The organism is Paenibacillus tabacirhizosphaerae (assembly GCF_040812395.1).
Taxonomy (GTDB): Bacteria; Bacillota; Bacilli; order Paenibacillales; family NBRC-103111; genus Paenibacillus_E.
This window is the reverse complement of sequence record NZ_JBFNXH010000008.1, coordinates 138,193-154,447: the sequence shown is the minus strand read 5'-3', so window position 1 is coordinate 154,447 and position 16,255 is coordinate 138,193. Positions and strand designations below refer to the sequence as shown.

At 48.8% G+C, this 16,255-nt stretch carries 19 protein-coding genes; 6 read left to right on the top strand and 13 right to left on the bottom strand.

Annotated elements, in window-relative coordinates:
• Nucleotides 1-12: 12 nt before the first annotated feature.
• Entirely contained in the window at nucleotides 13-372 is a 360-nt protein-coding gene (locus tag ABRS97_RS16140; protein WP_367815533.1) for a HesB/IscA family protein, read from the bottom strand.
• Between the two features lie 93 nt (nucleotides 373-465).
• Entirely contained in the window at nucleotides 466-648 is a 183-nt protein-coding gene (locus ABRS97_RS16135) for a Spo0E family sporulation regulatory protein-aspartic acid phosphatase (protein WP_367815532.1), read from the bottom strand.
• A 338-nt stretch (nucleotides 649-986) separates the two neighbouring features.
• On the opposite strand from ABRS97_RS16135, the gene mqnE reads away from it, so the two are divergent.
• Nucleotides 987-2,087, top strand: a complete 1,101-nt coding sequence (mqnE, locus tag ABRS97_RS16130) for an aminofutalosine synthase MqnE (protein WP_367815530.1) — start codon at nucleotides 987-989, stop codon at nucleotides 2,085-2,087.
• A 44-nt stretch (nucleotides 2,088-2,131) separates the two neighbouring features.
• A complete protein-coding gene (locus ABRS97_RS16125) occupies nucleotides 2,132-3,196 on the top strand; it encodes an NAD(P)/FAD-dependent oxidoreductase (protein WP_367815528.1) in 1,065 nt (354 codons plus the stop codon).
• A gap of 3 nt (nucleotides 3,197-3,199) precedes the next feature.
• Here ABRS97_RS16125 and ABRS97_RS16120 read toward each other — a convergent pair whose 3' ends face one another.
• Nucleotides 3,200-3,454, bottom strand: a complete 255-nt coding sequence (locus tag ABRS97_RS16120) for a YuzB family protein (protein WP_367815526.1) — start codon at nucleotides 3,452-3,454, stop codon at nucleotides 3,200-3,202.
• Between the two features lie 97 nt (nucleotides 3,455-3,551).
• Here ABRS97_RS16120 and ABRS97_RS16115 point away from each other — a divergent pair, with 97 nt between their 5' ends.
• Complete coding sequence (locus ABRS97_RS16115; RefSeq protein WP_367815524.1) at nucleotides 3,552-3,797, top strand: NifU family protein; 246 nt, start codon at nucleotides 3,552-3,554, stop codon at nucleotides 3,795-3,797.
• Between the two features lie 24 nt (nucleotides 3,798-3,821).
• On the opposite strand, the gene ABRS97_RS16110 is transcribed toward ABRS97_RS16115, so the two are convergent.
• From ABRS97_RS16110 to ABRS97_RS16080, 7 genes are all read right to left on the bottom strand, one after another.
• Nucleotides 3,822-4,061 carry an NUDIX hydrolase gene (locus ABRS97_RS16110; RefSeq protein WP_367815522.1) on the bottom strand — a complete coding sequence of 80 codons (240 nt, stop codon included), beginning with the start codon at nucleotides 4,059-4,061 and terminating at the stop codon, nucleotides 3,822-3,824.
• A gap of 96 nt (nucleotides 4,062-4,157) precedes the next feature.
• Nucleotides 4,158-4,949, bottom strand: a complete 792-nt coding sequence (locus ABRS97_RS16105; RefSeq protein WP_367815520.1) for an SDR family oxidoreductase — start codon at nucleotides 4,947-4,949, stop codon at nucleotides 4,158-4,160.
• Between the two features lie 7 nt (nucleotides 4,950-4,956).
• On the bottom strand, nucleotides 4,957-5,667 hold the full coding sequence (locus ABRS97_RS16100) for a Cthe_2314 family HEPN domain-containing protein (RefSeq protein WP_367815518.1): 711 nt from the start codon (nucleotides 5,665-5,667) through the stop codon (nucleotides 4,957-4,959).
• 33 nt (nucleotides 5,668-5,700) lie between these two features.
• Nucleotides 5,701-6,657 carry a DMT family transporter gene (locus ABRS97_RS16095; RefSeq protein ID WP_367815516.1) on the bottom strand — a complete coding sequence of 319 codons (957 nt, stop codon included), beginning with the start codon at nucleotides 6,655-6,657 and terminating at the stop codon, nucleotides 5,701-5,703.
• A complete protein-coding gene (locus tag ABRS97_RS16090) occupies nucleotides 6,654-8,417 on the bottom strand; it encodes a UbiD family decarboxylase (protein ID WP_367815514.1) in 1,764 nt (587 codons plus the stop codon). Before ABRS97_RS16090 ends, ABRS97_RS16095 begins: the two co-directional genes overlap by 4 nt.
• Nucleotides 8,418-8,473: 56 nt before the next feature.
• Nucleotides 8,474-9,376, bottom strand: a complete 903-nt coding sequence (locus tag ABRS97_RS16085; protein WP_367815512.1) for a COX15/CtaA family protein — start codon at nucleotides 9,374-9,376, stop codon at nucleotides 8,474-8,476.
• Between the two features lie 915 nt (nucleotides 9,377-10,291).
• Nucleotides 10,292-10,636, bottom strand: coding sequence for a thioredoxin family protein (locus tag ABRS97_RS16080; protein ID WP_367815510.1), 345 nt, complete (start codon nucleotides 10,634-10,636; stop codon nucleotides 10,292-10,294).
• A 179-nt stretch (nucleotides 10,637-10,815) separates the two neighbouring features.
• Between ABRS97_RS16080 and ABRS97_RS16075 the strand changes: the two genes are divergently transcribed.
• From ABRS97_RS16075 to ABRS97_RS16065, 3 genes are all read left to right on the top strand, one after another.
• Nucleotides 10,816-11,655, top strand: a complete 840-nt coding sequence (locus ABRS97_RS16075; protein ID WP_367815508.1) for an SPFH domain-containing protein — start codon at nucleotides 10,816-10,818, stop codon at nucleotides 11,653-11,655.
• A gap of 13 nt (nucleotides 11,656-11,668) precedes the next feature.
• On the top strand, nucleotides 11,669-11,872 hold the full coding sequence (locus tag ABRS97_RS16070; protein ID WP_367815506.1) for a type II toxin-antitoxin system antitoxin: 204 nt from the start codon (nucleotides 11,669-11,671) through the stop codon (nucleotides 11,870-11,872).
• A gap of 124 nt (nucleotides 11,873-11,996) precedes the next feature.
• On the top strand, nucleotides 11,997-13,274 hold the full coding sequence (locus tag ABRS97_RS16065) for a DUF2515 family protein (RefSeq protein WP_367815505.1): 1,278 nt from the start codon (nucleotides 11,997-11,999) through the stop codon (nucleotides 13,272-13,274).
• 5 nt (nucleotides 13,275-13,279) lie between these two features.
• Here the strand turns inward: ABRS97_RS16065 and ABRS97_RS16060 are convergent, their stop codons facing one another.
• The 3 genes from ABRS97_RS16060 to ABRS97_RS16050 are packed head-to-tail and all read right to left on the bottom strand — an operon-like array spanning nucleotide 13,280 to nucleotide 16,233.
• A complete protein-coding gene (locus tag ABRS97_RS16060; protein ID WP_367815503.1) occupies nucleotides 13,280-14,941 on the bottom strand; it encodes a putative polysaccharide biosynthesis protein in 1,662 nt (553 codons plus the stop codon).
• Nucleotides 14,942-14,974: 33 nt separating this feature from the next.
• Nucleotides 14,975-15,457 carry a DUF456 domain-containing protein gene (locus ABRS97_RS16055; protein ID WP_367815502.1) on the bottom strand — a complete coding sequence of 161 codons (483 nt, stop codon included), beginning with the start codon at nucleotides 15,455-15,457 and terminating at the stop codon, nucleotides 14,975-14,977.
• Nucleotides 15,458-15,492: 35 nt separating this feature from the next.
• Entirely contained in the window at nucleotides 15,493-16,233 is a 741-nt protein-coding gene (locus ABRS97_RS16050) for a Cof-type HAD-IIB family hydrolase (protein WP_367815500.1), read from the bottom strand.
• Between the last annotated feature and the right edge of the window lie 22 nt (nucleotides 16,234-16,255).

Sequence of the window (16,255 nt, the reverse complement as noted above, 5' to 3'; positions counted from 1 at the left end):
ATACAGCGCGGTTTATTCGTCGCATTCTTGCGGTTTTCCAGCGTCTTCCTTGTGCTTGAACGACTGACCGCAACCGCAGGATGCTACGGCGTTCGGATTATTGATGGAAAAACCCCCGCCCATGCCAGCATCTGTGTAGTCGATCTCAACGCCGTATAAATATTTGGAGCTATCTTCGTCCACAACGACCTTCAAGCCATGAATGGACATTACTTTATCATCATCCTTCTGATCGTCGTCAAAGCCCATGCCGTAGGAAAAGCCGCTGCAGCCTCCGGCTTTTACGCCAAGGCGCAAGAACAGGTTCGGTGATTCTTCAGAAGCGAGAAGCTCCTTAATTTTATCGCAAGCAGATTCGCTAATCGTGATCATAAGGAAATCCCTCCTAAAGTTACTACTGTAATGCTTACTAATAAGTATACTCCTATTCAACTCATTGCTCAAGGGCTGGGACACAGCTCGCAGTCATGGACTGCCTCTCAATGAATGGTAATATTGGAGAAGCAATTGATCGAGCTGTCTGCTGCATAGCTGCACATCCGGATGAAGAAAGCCGTGAGCATTTCCAAGTGTCACCATCTGGCCACGAAGCTGCTCAATCTCTGTATTCAGTCGTTCTTGTGGTTCAGTCACGAGTATAGGTAGCACGTTATAATCACCTTTTGCCTTACATAATCACATTGAATTAGTATACAGGAATATGGCAATATTGGGAATATATTTTGCAAGATTATCATGCTGAATCCGGGATTTGTGTCGATTGTCGGTTAATCGCGATCTAAATATTGCCCCTCCCATTTAGTAGGTTTATAATAAGATGGATGGATTGCGCGTTTTTTATTACACAGGCATGAATTCTTGAACCGATACGGAATACGGGTACTTGAACGACTCACGCCTCGAACGCATTCACGGTTCTAAGACCGAATGCGTCCATTTTGTATGGGCACACAACCAACCACTTTCCACATAAGGAGGAAGAAATCATGAGTATTGTGATCACGAATCCAGATAAACGCATGGCTGAAATCGCTGAAAAGGTTCAAAATGGCCAACGTTTATCCCTGGAGGACGGCGTTTTTCTGTACGAATCGGAAGATCTTCTGACCATTGGTCAATTGGCTAATATCGTGAATACGCGTTTGAACGGCAACAAGGTTTATTTTGTTCAGAACATGAGCTTGTATTTCACCAATGTGTGCGAGGAGCACTGCGCATTCTGCCATTTCCGCCGCGACGAGGGCGAGGAAGGCGCTTATACGCTTACTCCAGACCAGATGCTGGCTTATGTAGCTGAGAACTTCCATCCCGAACTTCGGGAATTCCATATCAGTCAAGGGCATAACCCGCATTTGCCATTTGAGTATTACGTCAATTGCATCCGCCAGCTCAAGCAAGCCTATCCTGACGTTACGATCAAGGCGCACACTGCGGCGGAAATCGAATTTTTCTCGCGCATTAGCGGACTTAGCTATAAAGAGGTATTAAAGACACTTATGGACGCAGGGTTATCTACACTTCCTGGCGGCGGAGCTGAGATTCTGACTCAGCGCTATCGTGAAAAAATGAAAGTGGAGAAAGCGTCCTCTGAAGAATGGCTTGACGTTCATCGCGCTGCGCATCAACTCGGCATGAAAACACACGCAACGATGTTGTACGGTTCAATTGAAACAAAGGAAGAACGAATCCGCCATATGATGCTGCTCCGCGAACTGCAGGACGAAACCGGAGGATTCCTTGTCTTCATTCCCAACTCCATTCAGCCTGCAAGTAAAAATGCCGGACTTAAACGCCGTGTCCCTGCGTTCGATGAATTGAAAACAATTGCCATCAGCCGACTGATGCTGGATAATTTCCCGCATATTAAGGCATATTTCATTAACATTGGCACGAAGCTAACCCAGTTGTCATTCGCCTTTGGCGCGTCAGATGCTCACGGGACTATTGTAAAAGAGCGTATTTCACACGCAGCAGGAGCCTTATCTCCAGAAGGCTTAACCCGCGACGAGCTCGTGTGGCTCATTCAAGGCGCGGGACGCCAGGCCGTTGAACGCGACACCTTTTATAATGAAATCAAAGTATATTAGTCATACTACCTATAGAGATAAGGATCAGAAGGGATATTGAGAGCATGAAAAAGTTTGTCATTCTTGGAGGAGGTTATGGCGGTTTGACCATAGCCTTAAACATACTAGAGAAGGAATTGCCTGAGGATACCGTGCTTGTCTTGGTGGACAGAAGCCCGTTTCAGGGATTAAAAACTGAATATTACGCTTTGGCTTCAGGAACGATAGCGGAGACGCACATTCGCGTCGCTTACCCGCTTGATCCTCGATTAATTCTTACTTATGGAGAGGTTACGGAGGTAGATCTGGCAAATAAGCAGATTCTTTTCTCGGACAAAGAACCGCTTACGTATGACTGGCTGGCTATCGGGTTAGGCTGTGTTGACAGCTACCACGGCATTCCTGGCGCTGAGGAGCACTCCTACAGCATTCAAACGCTTTCGCAAACCCGCGCTACGTATCAACGTGTGAACGACATTGCGCCTTACGGCCAAATCTCGATTATCGGGGGCGGCTTAAGCGGCGTTGAGATGGCTGCCGAGCTGCGCGAAAGCAGGCCCGATCTGAATATTCGACTGATCGATCGCGGACCAAGCTTGCTGTCGTCTTTCCCAAGCAATCTGCAGCAGTATGTGCGTGAGTGGATGGTCGAGCATCATATCGAGCTCCGCCCGCAAGTGTCGTTAGTCCGTTTGGATGGCGGAGATTTGTACAATCAAGATGAAATTATCAAGACGGATGTAACGATATGGACAGCAGGCATTCAGCCTACGCCAATCGTACAAGCCCTCAATGTGCCCAAGGATAAGCAGGGGCGCATCGTCCTGAATGAGTATCATCAAATTCCTGATTATCCGGAAGTATATGTCGTCGGAGACTGCGCTTCCCTGCCTTTCTCCCCAAGTGCCCAAGCAGCACAAGCGCAAGGCAAGCAAATTGCTGAGGCGATGCTGTCCATCTGGAAAGGCGATACACCACGTCTTGGTAAAATCAAGTTGCGTGGAACACTTGGTTCGCTCGGCAAAAAGAGCGGCTTCGGAATCATGGGCAAGCGCACACTCATGACGGGTAAAATCGCCCGTGCGATTAAAAGCGGGGTGCTCTGGAAATCCAAGCGCCATTTTGGATAACAATCAGTCACCCAGCAGATCGAACATGGCTTCAATCTCTTTAATTTTCTCTATGATACGTTCTTGAAGCTCGTCGGCGCTTTCCGCCGCAATGATTTCTCCATTCAGAAGAGCGTAAGGCTCCATATAGCACTGTCCGCAATTGCCGAGACAGCCGTATTCGATAACGTCGTAATCGGGATTAAGTTCAAGTGCTTTCAATACTTTATCCGTTCCATGGTGCATGTTGCTGGCACAAAATTCGATAATCGGTCTCATGATAAAAATTCCACCTTAGCATTAGATAATCGCGATGAAAACCATTTTCATTTATTAAGTATTGTACTATAATAATAAAAGAAAGGAGATGAATCAAATGTCTGAAAAAACAAAAGAAGTAATTTATGATGAAGTCCTTGAGGTTTTAGATAAGCTTCGTCCTTTTCTGCAACGCGACGGCGGTGACGTTGATCTCGTTGATGTGGAAGATGGTGTTGTTAAACTGAAACTGATGGGTGCTTGCGGCAGCTGCCCGAGTTCCACAATCACGCTTAAAGCCGGTATCGAGAGAGCGTTGGTTGAAGAAGTAGAAGGCATAACTGAAGTCGTTCAAGTATTCTAGAACGTTTATTTCATAAGAAAGAGCTTACCTTGGGGTAAGCTCTTTTTGTTCGTGCTCCCAGCCAAAGCTGTCAAAGTAATTGCCAGATTGAACGTTATCCAAGGCACGGCGAATATAAGGGATAACATTGGCAGGAAGCTGATCCAGCGGGCACCAAACCAATTCGTCGCATTTATTCGGTTCCATATTCACTGGAGCGCCTTCCCAACGAAACACCTCAAAAAAAACATGCACGGCTAAATGTGCTAAAAAACGTTTGCTCATGTACTTGCTCCCCTCTGTTTTATATCACATTGAAGCGACAAAAAAAGCATCTGATCTGTGATCAAATGCTTGCCCAATTTTATCAATACGCAGCAGCTATTTTTTTCGTTGATTCAGTACAGGCAAAGGTTGAATCGGATCTAATCCTCCGGAAATATCCATAATATTTCCTGTAATAAAATCAGATTCTGGCAAGCATAGGAAGGCAATGACCCTCGCTACATCCTCACCGGTTCCCGGGCGCCCGACCGGAGTCTCGCCATCCGCTTCCAATCGAGCCTCCTGCATGGTCCGTTCTTTGTTCCCGCCGCGAATATCGCCAGGACAAATCATATTCACCGTGATGCCATTGCCAGCTTCTTCTTCAGCCAGCGTCTTCGTGAAAGACACTAATCCGACCTTAGCCGCTGCATATACGGCTCGATGTGTCCAGCCTCTCGCTTCAGCCGCCTTTCCAAAGCCAAAATGAATGATACGTCCCCAACGACGCTCTCTCATCATGGGCAGAACCAAATGATCAAGCTCCATAACGCCGAGTAGATTGCCACGTGTTAAGTAGTCAATCTCATCCAGCTGGTAATCGGCAAAAAAGCGCCTTTCTCTGAAAAAAGGACCGGCATTATTGACCAGGATGTCAATCGCCCCCAGCTTCGAAGCCGTTTCGTCCACCATTCGGACAATGTCTTCCCGTCTGGCAACATCTCCTTGAACTGCGGCACTGCGAACACCGAGCTGTTCCAGCTGGCCAACGAGCTCGCAGGCTTCCTTTTCGCTGTTCACATAATTCACAGCAACATGACAGCCTTGTTTCGCTAGCGTAAGCGCGGTCATTTTTCCCAAACCTTTGGCACTGCCAGTAATCAGAGCCGTTCGGCCTTTCAAATCCATGGTCCTTTTACCCCTTTGCGATCGTAGCCGTAATATAAGTAAAAGCTACTGTTAACGTTCGGCAAACCATGTCAAATCCCTGCTGCAGATCAGCGATATTCATTCTAACATTCTCAACATGTATGCGTTCGCCGGGAATAGGCTCCTTTTGCATCAGGTCGTCAAGCATTTCGGCATTAATATAATGAATCTCCATATTCCGTTGATTGCGCAGCCGATCGAGAGCAGCTTTATAGTCAATTTTGAGGTTATAGAGCTGGAGCTCCAGCGAGCTGTGAATATGATGTTCATGCATGCGCCGCAGCACTGTGAAGTACGAAAATCGGGCTTTGACCGTTTCCGTCTTCATTTCGAACAAATCGTTCATAAACGTACCCAATTTATCTAAAATTGAAAATAAACGAATGAAGGCATTTTTATAAAAATAAACGAAGCGATGGTAATCCTCAAGCTCCGCAGGATTCATTTCCTCCAGAAACGCTTTAGAGATATGTTCGGCGTAACGCTCCGAGCAATATTTACTTTGTTCCAACTCATCAAGGGCATCGAGAAACCCTTTGCTCCAAATAGCCAATCGGTGGTGCCGTTTGTATTCCGATGACGGGCTGCTCATCTCCGCAGCTTTTAGCGACTTGATATAGCTTCTAACGGCGTTGCCGGCTTCCAGAAGTTGACCGCTGTCCTTGCGTTTCGGTTCATTAAACAATATGCGCAGCATGAGATCACCTCTTTTTGTAAATATCTATGTTCATTATTGCTGTGCCGTTTGCCCGATTGGAGCGGAACGCTTCACGGTTTGAGCGCGGTCCCGTTGCACTAAATACATGGCGGCTAGAACGCCCGCCCCTCCGATACATTGGTAAAGCGATATGGATTCACGCAAGATAAAATAACCAGCAATGGCTGCTGTAATCGGCAGTAAATAGCCATAGGCTGAAGATTTAAAAGGTCCAAGCCGGGCAAGGCTCCAATTATGAATCGAGAACCCCAGCGCTGTGGCTAGTAATGACGTATAAATTAGGCTTGTCCATCCGGTCGATGAGATTGCGGCGAAATAAGCTCCATCCGCCCGCCATAAAACGAAAGGCAGCAAAGACAGCGCTCCCGCTGTCATTTCCAGCGATATTAGGATAGGCAGCGGATATTTCAGTACAAGCCGATTCATGCCGATTAGGTAGATCGCGCCCATGACGCTGCGCATAAGCAATAAGATATCCCCGCGAAGCGTGTCCGCTCCGAGATGAAACCCTTCGGCTCCGCCAGAAACGATGATGATGACACTGAGCAGCGCAAGCGGAATCCCCACAATAATGCGCCATGTCAGCTTCACTTGGCGGGCCATTAAGGCAATGACAACGGTAATGACGGGCATGAAGCCTCGTCCGAGAACGGCCCCATTCGCCGAGTTGGAGAACTGCAAAGCATACTGCAGCAGCGCCTCCATTCCTACCGCGTTCAGAACGCCCAAACCGCACACAAGAAGGAGATCGCGTGTCGCCATATGAAACTTCAGACTGCGCGAACGATAATAGAAGTAAGTATAGACCCACAGAATGGGAATCATACTTGCAAAACGCAAGCCGTTAAACACGAGGGGATCCCATTCTCTGCCCCCAATTTTCATCGAGGCCAGATTGATCCCCCATAACATATAGACGAGAACGAAACCTATGTGCGGAACCAATTGTCTTAACCGATCCGAACTCATGCGAAATATTCCTTCCAGCGCGTATCTACAAGCTCTACAATATCCTCGCGCGGGAACAGTTCATCCGGATAGCCAGGCTTCATGCGAGCGTCGATGACAATCGGCAGCTCATAGGCGATGTGGTGACGGTTCACGCTCGACTGCGCGTACATATCCGTAGCAGGGTTGAAACGTGTGAACACCGTCCACAGGAATTGGGTTTGATCATGCGCAATTGCACTTGCATCGTCAACGAGAATGACCAACGGCCACTCGGTTAATCGGCTCGCGGCATTCGCGATTAAGCGCTGCGGCAGCTCCGGCTCGGCCTCATATGCAGCGCCGGATACGAGGAGACAACCTCCACAGTAGACAGCGATGTCGTTGATCTCCGGCAGCTCGCCTGCCGTGTACGCTCTCGGCAATTCACGCACGGGGCTGCCTGTGCCAAGCAGAACGGCTTTGCTGCCGTGGTTAAGCTGACCTCCTGTATAGTCAAGCGTATCATGCGAAGTTTTATTGAAAATGAAAAGATCCCGGTGCGGGTCGAATCGTTCCAGCACTGTTTCCAGCAGCTGTGTGAAGTTGGCTAGGACAACCGGCTGGTCTGTAACAATCAGGAACTTGGTGAGTGATAACTGACCTTCACCAAGGATCCGGAAGGCCGTACCCAACGCCTCACGGCTGTAGCTTTCGCGGACGACGGCAGCAGCAAGCGGGTGGAACCCGGTCTCTGCATACGTCCATAAGTCTTTGACGCCCGGCATTGCCATCGGGAACGCCGGCTCCAGCAATCTTTGCAAGAATTCGCCAAGGAAATAATCCTCTTGGCGCGGTTTGCCAACGATCGTCGCCGGGTAGATCGCGTCTCTGCGGTGCCACACATGATTCACGTTGAACACGGGGAAATCATGAACGAGCGAGTAGTACCCGAAGTGGTCGCCGAACGGCCCTTCGGGGCGTCTCAGATGCGGCGGCACGGAGCCGCATATCGCGAACTCCGCCTCAGCAACGAGGCGGTGCCCCCCATGGGGGTTGTCCACCATGGGGAGCTTTTGCCCGAGGATAAGCGATGCGAGCATCAGCTCGGGCAAGTGCTCGGGCACCGGCGCAATCGCGGAGGCGATGAGCGCAGGCGGACCGCCAAGGAACACGGTGACGGGCAGCGCCTGACTGCGCTTCTCGGCTTCGTGGTAATGGAAGCCGCCGCCTTTATGGATTTGCCAGTGCATCCCTGTGGTGCTGTCATCATAGACCTGCATGCGGTACATGCCCAGGTTATGATGGCCGCCGTCAGGATGCTCGGTATATACGAGCGGCAGCGTCACGAACGGACCGCCGTCCTCCTGCCAGCTCGTCAGAACCGGCAGTCCGGCGAGCGGCTTGTCCCGCTTCAATCCGCCGAGAATCGGCGCTTGGCTGGATTGCACGCGCTTCGTGCCGACCTTCATCAGGTCAAGAATAAGCTCTCTTTCGCCCCATAGGGCTTTTGGCGTTGGAGGCATCAGCGTGCTTGTCGCGTTAATAACCGCTTTCATGAATTGTTCCGGCTTCGGGCCGAACGCCAAGTCGACGCGGCGGGTCGTTCCAAACAGATTGCTCACTACAGGAAACGAACTGCCCTTTACGTTGGTAAACAGCAAGGCAGGGCCTTGCTCGTCAATGACACGGCGATGAATCTCCGCTAGTTCGAGATTAGGATCAATCGGAGCTGATATTTCGATCAATTGATTTTCTTTGCGTAGTATTTCAAGAAAAGCGCGTAAATTTGTAGGTACCATTTAAGATCCACCTTTAGCGATAATTAATGGGGTATGAAAGAGAAAATAGCCTTCGGTTAGAAGGCTTTGCGATCAAATAACGTTAATACACATAGGTAACATAAGAAACCGAACATACAGGCAACAATCATTGCGTGTATCATGCTTGTAAATAAATAGGCGACTTCATTGCCCATCGACCAAGTCACGACTGCTCCGCTAAATACTTGAAGCAAAACGAAAATCAGCGACCATTTGCTCCCGGAAACCAATCGATCCGAAGACTCATAGCGGCGCTTCGCTTGCAAAAACAGAAACAAAATACAGAAAAACAAAAGTAATGCGGCTACTCTGTGTGTGAACACAATGCCCGTAGCCCCGCTCAATTCCGGAATCACTTCGCCATTACACAGCGGCCATCCCGAGCAACCGCCCGAGGATACGGTATGCCGGACGAATGCGCCTAGATAAACAACTACATAACTGTATATAGCCGTGATCCAAACCAGTGCTTTAAAGCCGGGATTGATCCTCTTGTTGCGTTGGAACTGCCCCCATGGGGTAAAGACCAGCGCCAGCAGCAGTGCAAAAGCGAAAGCCAGCAGCGAAAGTCCAAAATGGAGTGCCAATACAATCGACGATTGCGGCCAAACGACGGCTAACGCACCCATAACCGCTTGGATCAGCGTCATCGCGACTGTGCCGGTAATGAACCATTTGGCATCTGCACGCTTCACATAGCGAAACACAAGAATGAACGTTGCAACTAATAGTAACGTCACAACACCGACTACTAGACGGTGACTGTATTCAATAAAAGAGGAAATCGTATAAGCCGGCACAAATTTGCCATTACACAGCGGCCAATCGTCGCCGCAGCCCCTGCTAGCGTCAGCCTTCGTGACAAGCGCGCCCATCGCCAGGATGAGAAACATGCCGATCGCCGAAAGATTCGCTAATCGTTGTATCCATTTTTGCATGAATGCACCTACTTTTATGTCATAACTTCTGTAACCATTTGTCGAAAATGCTTTCCGTTTCAATTATATCTGTAAATGAAGCCCAAATCCATTCGCAAATGTTACAAAGCTCCGAAACCGCAGGCCGCCTAGGAATACCTTGCCGATGTCCAGGTTATTCTGCATGAATCTACGGATGGAAAAAACCTGAGGCTGTGGCTCAGGTGCTTGTCTAGACCCATACGGTTGAGCATGGAGCGGAAATTGGGCATGGGGTTCCACCGCTGTTAAAGTCGTGTTCCTTGACTGGACAAGGTGGTGCGAACACGACTTTAAAGGCGGACGCTATCGCTTTTCCACCCCAGACCCATTCCCTTTTCTGTGCTACTTTGTGCTGCCTTCCACTTTCTCTTTTGACTAACCTGTCTTCCATCCGGTCAATCCAGTTTTCATAACATGAACACCCTATAAGATTCCGGGTACATTTCGCCTTCGCAAGAAAACCGAGGAGGTACTTCCGGACCGCCAGTTCCCCATGCACAGTGATATCCGGCGGAACTACGATGCCTTATTCCACCGCAATGTCCCTTTTTTCCCCCTGAAGTGGAACTAGGGTGCGTTAAATGAGCGGAACTGTGCCTACAACCTAGCATTTCCTGCTCATAAGATACGGTAGTTCCGCGAAACGTCCCTACATCCGAAAATACCACCTCTTAAGGCATCTACATTCCGCTTACCCATCAAAAAGACGATCTATCGCAGATTGAGGCGACATTTCAATGCTCCAAAACACACGAGGCAACTTGGCTCTTAGCTCGACCGGACTTTCATCAGCTAGTTGTGCCTAGCTTGGCTTGGCGCGCCGCGGATGAAAAAACGACCCTATCCAGGGTCGCTTGGCCGTCACATGTTCCGTAGTACCTATTTTATCTACGATTATTTAGAAAGAGCAGCGGACACTTCAAGGGCGCGATCAAGGAACTGCTCGATTTCTTCACGTGTTTTGCGAAGCTTGCTGACGAAGCGGACCAGCTCGTTGCCCTCCCGGAAGGCGATGAAGCTAGGAATGCCTAAGATATTTAATTGCTCACAGAGATCCGGCACTTCATCACGATCCAGTTCGATGAATGAGATACGATCTGCGTAAACTTTTTCCAGATCCGGCATAAACGGCTCAATATAGTGGCAATCTTTGCACCATGTTGTTTTGAAAACAGCGACTGTCATTGGAGATTGCGAAACAGCTGCTTGAAAATCCTGTTCATTCGATACTTTACGCATCACGGACACCTCATTGGAATGGAATTTACTAACTTATAGCATGCCCGAAAACCAGTGTCAAGGTGGTGAGGTGAATACAAGGAACCGGGTGGGTTTTCATCGGGATTTACATTTAAAGTAAAAAGTGATATCATATAAATATCAAAACAATATAATCAAGTGAAAGGTGCTGGTCAGTTATGAAAGAAACGAAAGCCTGGTCGTTAAATGGATTTCTGGGGTTGCTCCTGTTTATTATTGGGGCTGGCATTGGCATTTATTTACTTACGCAACAATACGTTGTTCTGGGCGTACTTCTCGTCGTGCTTGGCCTTATTTTCGTCTCGACGATTACAGCCATTCAGCCCAATGAAGCTTCCGTCATCACTTTCTTCGGCAGTTACACTGGAACGATTCGGAAAAGCGGTCTGTGGTTGGTTGTGCCCTTCTCGACTAGAAAGAAAATTTCCCTTCGCGTGCGTAATTTTAACAGTGTAAAGCTGAAAGTTAACGATGTGGAAGGCAATCCGATTGAAATTGCTGCTGTTGTCGTCTTTCGAGTTGTCGATACGTATAAAGCCCTTTTTGAAGTGGACAGCTATGATAAATTCGTTGAAATTCAAAGTGAAACCGCTCTGCGCCATGTCGCAAGCAAATACCCTTATGACCGCTATGAAGGCGACGGTTATTCGCTGCGGGGCAATGCCGACGAGGTCGCCGCTGAGCTCAGCCTAGAGCTGCAGGAGCGCCTAGCCGTTGCCGGTGTAGAAGTCATCGAATCCCGCCTGACTCACCTTGCTTACTCAACGGAAATTGCTAGCGCTATGCTCCAGCGTCAACAAGCTTCCGCCATTCTGTCTGCTCGCCAGAAAATTGTGGAGGGCGCCGTCGGCATGGTCCAAATGGCTATCGCTCAACTGGAAGCCGAGGGGTTGCATCTGGATGAAGAGAAAAAAGCGGCAATGATCAACAATCTGCTGGTAGCGATTGTGTCTGACCGTTCAGCGAGCCCGGTCATTAATACCGGTACGCTATACTAATGGGACGATTGCCATGGCTCCCAAGAAAAATTTCCCGCTGCGGCTCGATCCTAAGCTCTATGAGGCGTTGGAGCGTTGGGCTGGGGATGAGTTCCGCAGCGTAAACGGGCACATCGAGTATTTGCTCCGTGAATCGCTACAGCGAGCAGGCCGGCTGCCTAAGCCCGGCTCAGGAGCAAGCCCCGTGACGCCGCCCCATGAGGACAACGAGCAATAACTAAACGAAAAAACCATCTCTACAGGTCCAGTGTGGGATGGTTTTTTTGCATTCACATACCTGTTCAGGAATAGGCAAACACTACTAGACATGCAGAAGTCTGCAAATAAAGGAGGCTCGGACATTGGGACATACAAACAATAAGCGTGTTTTCCGAAAGGTTGAGCAGCTTCAGCATGCACTATTGCGCTTATTGAAGCCTCTCACTGTAAAGCTTCTAAACACCGAAACAGGCGATTCGCGTCTTGCCATTCCGATCTCAGAAAATACGATGCGGCGACTGGAGAAAGAATGGGCTCGGCAGCTGCAGCTTCGGCAAGCTGGTGTCATGAGCTCGCCACTTTCTTTTGAGGAAAGCCATATCCTGCAAGAAATCACGAAGAAAACTCAGCATAGAAACCGGAACAACGTGACGCGCACTCAAGCGTACTGGGCTGCGTATCAGGCAAACCCGACCATCCATTGGGCACTGCTCGCCCATCTCGTTTCACGAAATGGCGGCTGGTGCATGACCGACCTTCGAGGGGATTTATTTCCGCAATTGCTTAATGAAGAGCAGTCCATTCATATCTTTGCTTTTCTGGAGCGCGCTAACGCCCTCATCTTCCATGATGCTTATCCGCAACTGCTGCTGTATGAAGAAAGCCGGAAACGAAAGCGCAGTCTGTTTCATTTGCTGCCGCATCTAGGTGTATCCGCATGGATGCAGCCTGTATGGCATGACTTCTGGTCCCACCCAGAATCTGCCGTGCTCACGATTTCACTTATCGTTAACGAGCAAAATTACATCGAACAACGCGTGGTGCACAACAAGCACTTTCAACAAACCGTTCTAGATAAACCGCTATTCAAAACACAAGCCTGGCTTCAGCTGAATCAGGTTTTCTTTCCCTTGATAGCTCAAGAGCCCGTGAACATTATGGGCTTAACGCCCATGCATCTGGCCGGTCTCATTCTAGAAAATTTCTCACACCTTTCCGAGCGAATTGAATTCGGCAAAAGTTTATATGCCATCCTATTCGGCATTGGGCCAGTTCTTCAAGGCGTACAACGTTTCACAGAACGAACACCCCATACCGGATCTCGATCAGATTACTGGCCTCATCTATTCGCAGCCATACGAAAAGCCCCTCCCGATATCACATATCAGGAGAGGCTTGACGGAAGCATGCTGAAGACTGGAGCTATGCCCTTCTATAGTCCTACATTAGATCTTGCTTGGCCAGACCGGAAGCTTGAGCCTGTGGAGCTTGGCGATTGGTTTGTAAATGTCCAAGAGCCGCTGCAGCATATGCAGCCCATTCCAGTTCCATTTCCGTACGATCTCACCCGTGATGCTTACTTCGGTTTGAACAAAATCGAACTCGCTATACTAGCGGCACAGGCGCTCAAGATACCATAAGAACCTTATGAGCGCCCAATCAACCTGCCTGCTTTGGCTATAAGCTTCTGCAGTGGCGCAGGGAAGTTCTTCACATCGTCTTTGTTAATAACACGCGTAATCATAAGCATCAATGGATACAATGCCGCGGTAAATCCACAAACCAGAATCGCATTGATACCTTCATTCAGCCGATACCACGCAAAAGGATGCACATAGGTGTGAGTCAACCATTCAGCCCCTAGACCCAGAATCACAATAACAGCGATCGTGAGCAGTAACCCGAGGAAGCGGCGACCCAGAATGGTAAATTCGATTTCCTTCCGCAATTCACGAAGATTCAACCAGGACATCACAATAAAACAAAGCCCTGTAGACGCAATTATGCCATAGATGCCAAACCACTGGCTCAATACAAAACTGCCCACTAGTTTAACGGCAATACCAACTCCCACATGCACCATTAGAGGTTTCATGCGTCCCATCCCCATGAGCACCGCTCCCGAGGTTTGCATGACAATCTGGAACATGGCACTGAGGGTAAGCAAGGAAATCATATGAGGACCGTGGCTCATCCCATAGGCTGTATCTTCATGCCCAAACAGGAAGAAATCGAGGGGACGGGCAGCAATACCAATGGCCAGCACAGCGGGAAGACCGGATAAAATAGCTAACTGCAGCACTCTCGTCGTTTGATTGCCCACTTGCTTCATTTCCTTGCGGGAATATGCGCCGGATATAATGGGAACTACAGATTGACTTAAGGCGACAGCTAAAATGATCGGAATCCCTGCTAATGACTGTGCGCGCCCTCCAATAATACCGACAAGCCCATTGGCTTCAATGGCGCCAATCTTACCCTCTAAGAGTCGAATGATAATGGAAGTGTCGATGAGATAAACGAGCGTCACCGTCACCGAGAACACAACAATCGGAATCGACAGTGTGAGCAGGCTTCGATAAATGGAACGGTAGCTGGCTAACTCCTGTTTCGCGTCAGCTGTTCCAGTGGCAGCTATTTCTTGTGCTGTTGACACATCTCTGCGCTTTAGCTTTAAGGCGTAGTAAACCATTACTGCGAGCGCAGCTATCCCGCCGATTACACCCCCGAATGAAGCCCCTGCCACACCCCAGCCCAAGCTGACGTTGAGTAAGAAATAAGCCAAAGCGATAGATACAATAAGTCTAAATATTTGCTCTACCACTTGGGATATCCCATTGGGCATCATATTGCGTCTACCTTGGAAATACCCCCGCATGATGGCAATCAGCGGGAAGAAAAGCATCGCTGGAGCAATTGCCCGCGTTGCTAAGGTAGCATCCGGTCCACCATGAGAGATGGTTTCCGCATAAAGCGGGGCAAACACATATAGCAGAATTGTCATCACGAAACCTGCAATGACAGCGAACCAGACAGAAGCCCGATAAATGCGCTCGGCTTCCTCATGACGGCCGATGGCATACTTCTCGGACACCATTTTACTTAACGCGCTTGGAATGCCGGCTGTCGCTACGACGAGCAAAATCGAATATAAGTTAAAAGCAATCGTATAACTGGCCATTCCTTTATCTTCAAGCAAGTGAACCAGCGGAATTCGCTGAAAAACACCGAGAAACCGCGCTACAAGCGCGGCCACGGTGAGAATTAGCGTACCTTTTACTAGAGAATCCTTCGTTTCTTTCGTCAACGTCCGTTCCTACTCTCTTTTATTTCGCTTTAATTAGTGTAAGACCCAGATCAAGAAAATGACGATCATGAGGAGCTGCAGCACAATTTTGACAACAACGCTGGAGAAAAATCCGAGCACCGAGCCAAGCCCGACGCTAAACGCCTTGTTCCACGGAGTCCCTATGATGAGTTCGGCTATAACAGCACCTAAAAAAGGGCCAATAATAAGACCAAACGCAGGAATGGCGAAAGGTCCAATGATTAGACCAATCGTACTTCCTATCACGGATGCTCTGGAACCTCCAAATTTTTTAACGCCTAGGGCGCTAACAACATAATCGGCCACAATAATAATGAGCACGATCAATGACTGAATCAACCAAAACCAAACGCCAAACGGTTCAAAGCCAATCAGCCACCCGTATAAGAAAAAGGCTCCATATATCGCCAAAACCCCGGGCAGCACGGGATAAACGGCACCCAGCATACCCACTGCAAATAATAGAACAACTAAAATCCATCCTAGTACAACCATTTTTAGCAGCTCCCTCTGTCAAGCAGGTGTGGATACTACGTTTTTAACAAGTACTGGTGAATAATCTTTGCCACAGCATGCTCTTCATTCGTAACCGTTGTAAGATCAGCAATGCGTTTGACTTCGTCCTGCGCGTTCCCCATGGCAACGCCAAGGCCTGCGGCGCGAATCATCGTAATATCGTTCTCGCTGTCGCCCATGGCGATGACTTCGGAGATTTCTATGCCGAGCAGTTGGCATACAGCGTCGACACCGCTGGCTTTACTAATTCCAAGCGGATTTAGCTCTAAATTGCAAGGATGCGAGTTCGTAATTTCGAGTGTGCCCCAACCCTCGACCGTTTCCCGGATTTGCTTTAGCTTCTCTAAGTTCTCCGTGTAATAACCGAACTTCAACCAATGCAGATCTTCCATTTCCATAGATTCACTTTCACGGTTGAAAATGCCTTCGACCGCGTAGGCCCACCACCATACGTCATATTTTTGCGCAAGGCTATGCAGACTGCGCACGGTCTCTGTGGCGAGCAATTTGCGACTAAGCAGCTTCTCTGGCGATTCCCACACCTCACTGCCGTTCACGGCCACGATCGGCGTGGAAAGTCCTAGCTCCTTGACATAAGGCATCGCACTCTGTACGCCTCGTCCCGTAGACATGATGACGGTTTTGCCCGCTTCGATAGCCGCATGAATCGCTTCACGATTTTCAGTGGATATTTGCTTGTCCTCATTCAAGAGTGTTCCGTCCATATCGAGCGCTATAAGTTTATAAGCTCCCATGTTCTTCATCCCCTGTTCTTGT

Bases quoted from the DNA above. Each gene is read 5' to 3' on its own strand.
- ABRS97_RS16140 (WP_367815533.1), bottom strand. From the start codon at position 372: ATGATCACGATTAGCGAATCTGCTTGCGATAAAATTAAGGAGCTTCTC.
- mqnE (WP_367815530.1), top strand. From the start codon at position 987: ATGAGTATTGTGATCACGAATCCAGATAAACGCATGGCTGAAATCGCT.
- ABRS97_RS16125 (WP_367815528.1), top strand. From the start codon at position 2,132: ATGAAAAAGTTTGTCATTCTTGGAGGAGGTTATGGCGGTTTGACCATA.
- ABRS97_RS16120 (WP_367815526.1), bottom strand. From the start codon at position 3,454: ATGAGACCGATTATCGAATTTTGTGCCAGCAACATGCACCATGGAACG.
- ABRS97_RS16115 (WP_367815524.1), top strand. From the start codon at position 3,552: ATGTCTGAAAAAACAAAAGAAGTAATTTATGATGAAGTCCTTGAGGTT.
- ABRS97_RS16110 (WP_367815522.1), bottom strand. From the start codon at position 4,061: ATGAGCAAACGTTTTTTAGCACATTTAGCCGTGCATGTTTTTTTTGAG.
- ABRS97_RS16105 (WP_367815520.1), bottom strand. From the start codon at position 4,949: ATGGATTTGAAAGGCCGAACGGCTCTGATTACTGGCAGTGCCAAAGGT.
- ABRS97_RS16100 (WP_367815518.1), bottom strand. From the start codon at position 5,667: ATGCTGCGCATATTGTTTAATGAACCGAAACGCAAGGACAGCGGTCAA.
- ABRS97_RS16095 (WP_367815516.1), bottom strand. From the start codon at position 6,657: ATGAGTTCGGATCGGTTAAGACAATTGGTTCCGCACATAGGTTTCGTT.
- ABRS97_RS16090 (WP_367815514.1), bottom strand. From the start codon at position 8,417: ATGGTACCTACAAATTTACGCGCTTTTCTTGAAATACTACGCAAAGAA.
- ABRS97_RS16085 (WP_367815512.1), bottom strand. From the start codon at position 9,376: ATGCAAAAATGGATACAACGATTAGCGAATCTTTCGGCGATCGGCATG.
- ABRS97_RS16080 (WP_367815510.1), bottom strand. From the start codon at position 10,636: ATGCGTAAAGTATCGAATGAACAGGATTTTCAAGCAGCTGTTTCGCAA.
- ABRS97_RS16075 (WP_367815508.1), top strand. From the start codon at position 10,816: ATGAAAGAAACGAAAGCCTGGTCGTTAAATGGATTTCTGGGGTTGCTC.
- ABRS97_RS16070 (WP_367815506.1), top strand. From the start codon at position 11,669: ATGGCTCCCAAGAAAAATTTCCCGCTGCGGCTCGATCCTAAGCTCTAT.
- ABRS97_RS16055 (WP_367815502.1), bottom strand. From the start codon at position 15,457: ATGGTTGTACTAGGATGGATTTTAGTTGTTCTATTATTTGCAGTGGGT.
- ABRS97_RS16050 (WP_367815500.1), bottom strand. From the start codon at position 16,233: ATGGGAGCTTATAAACTTATAGCGCTCGATATGGACGGAACACTCTTG.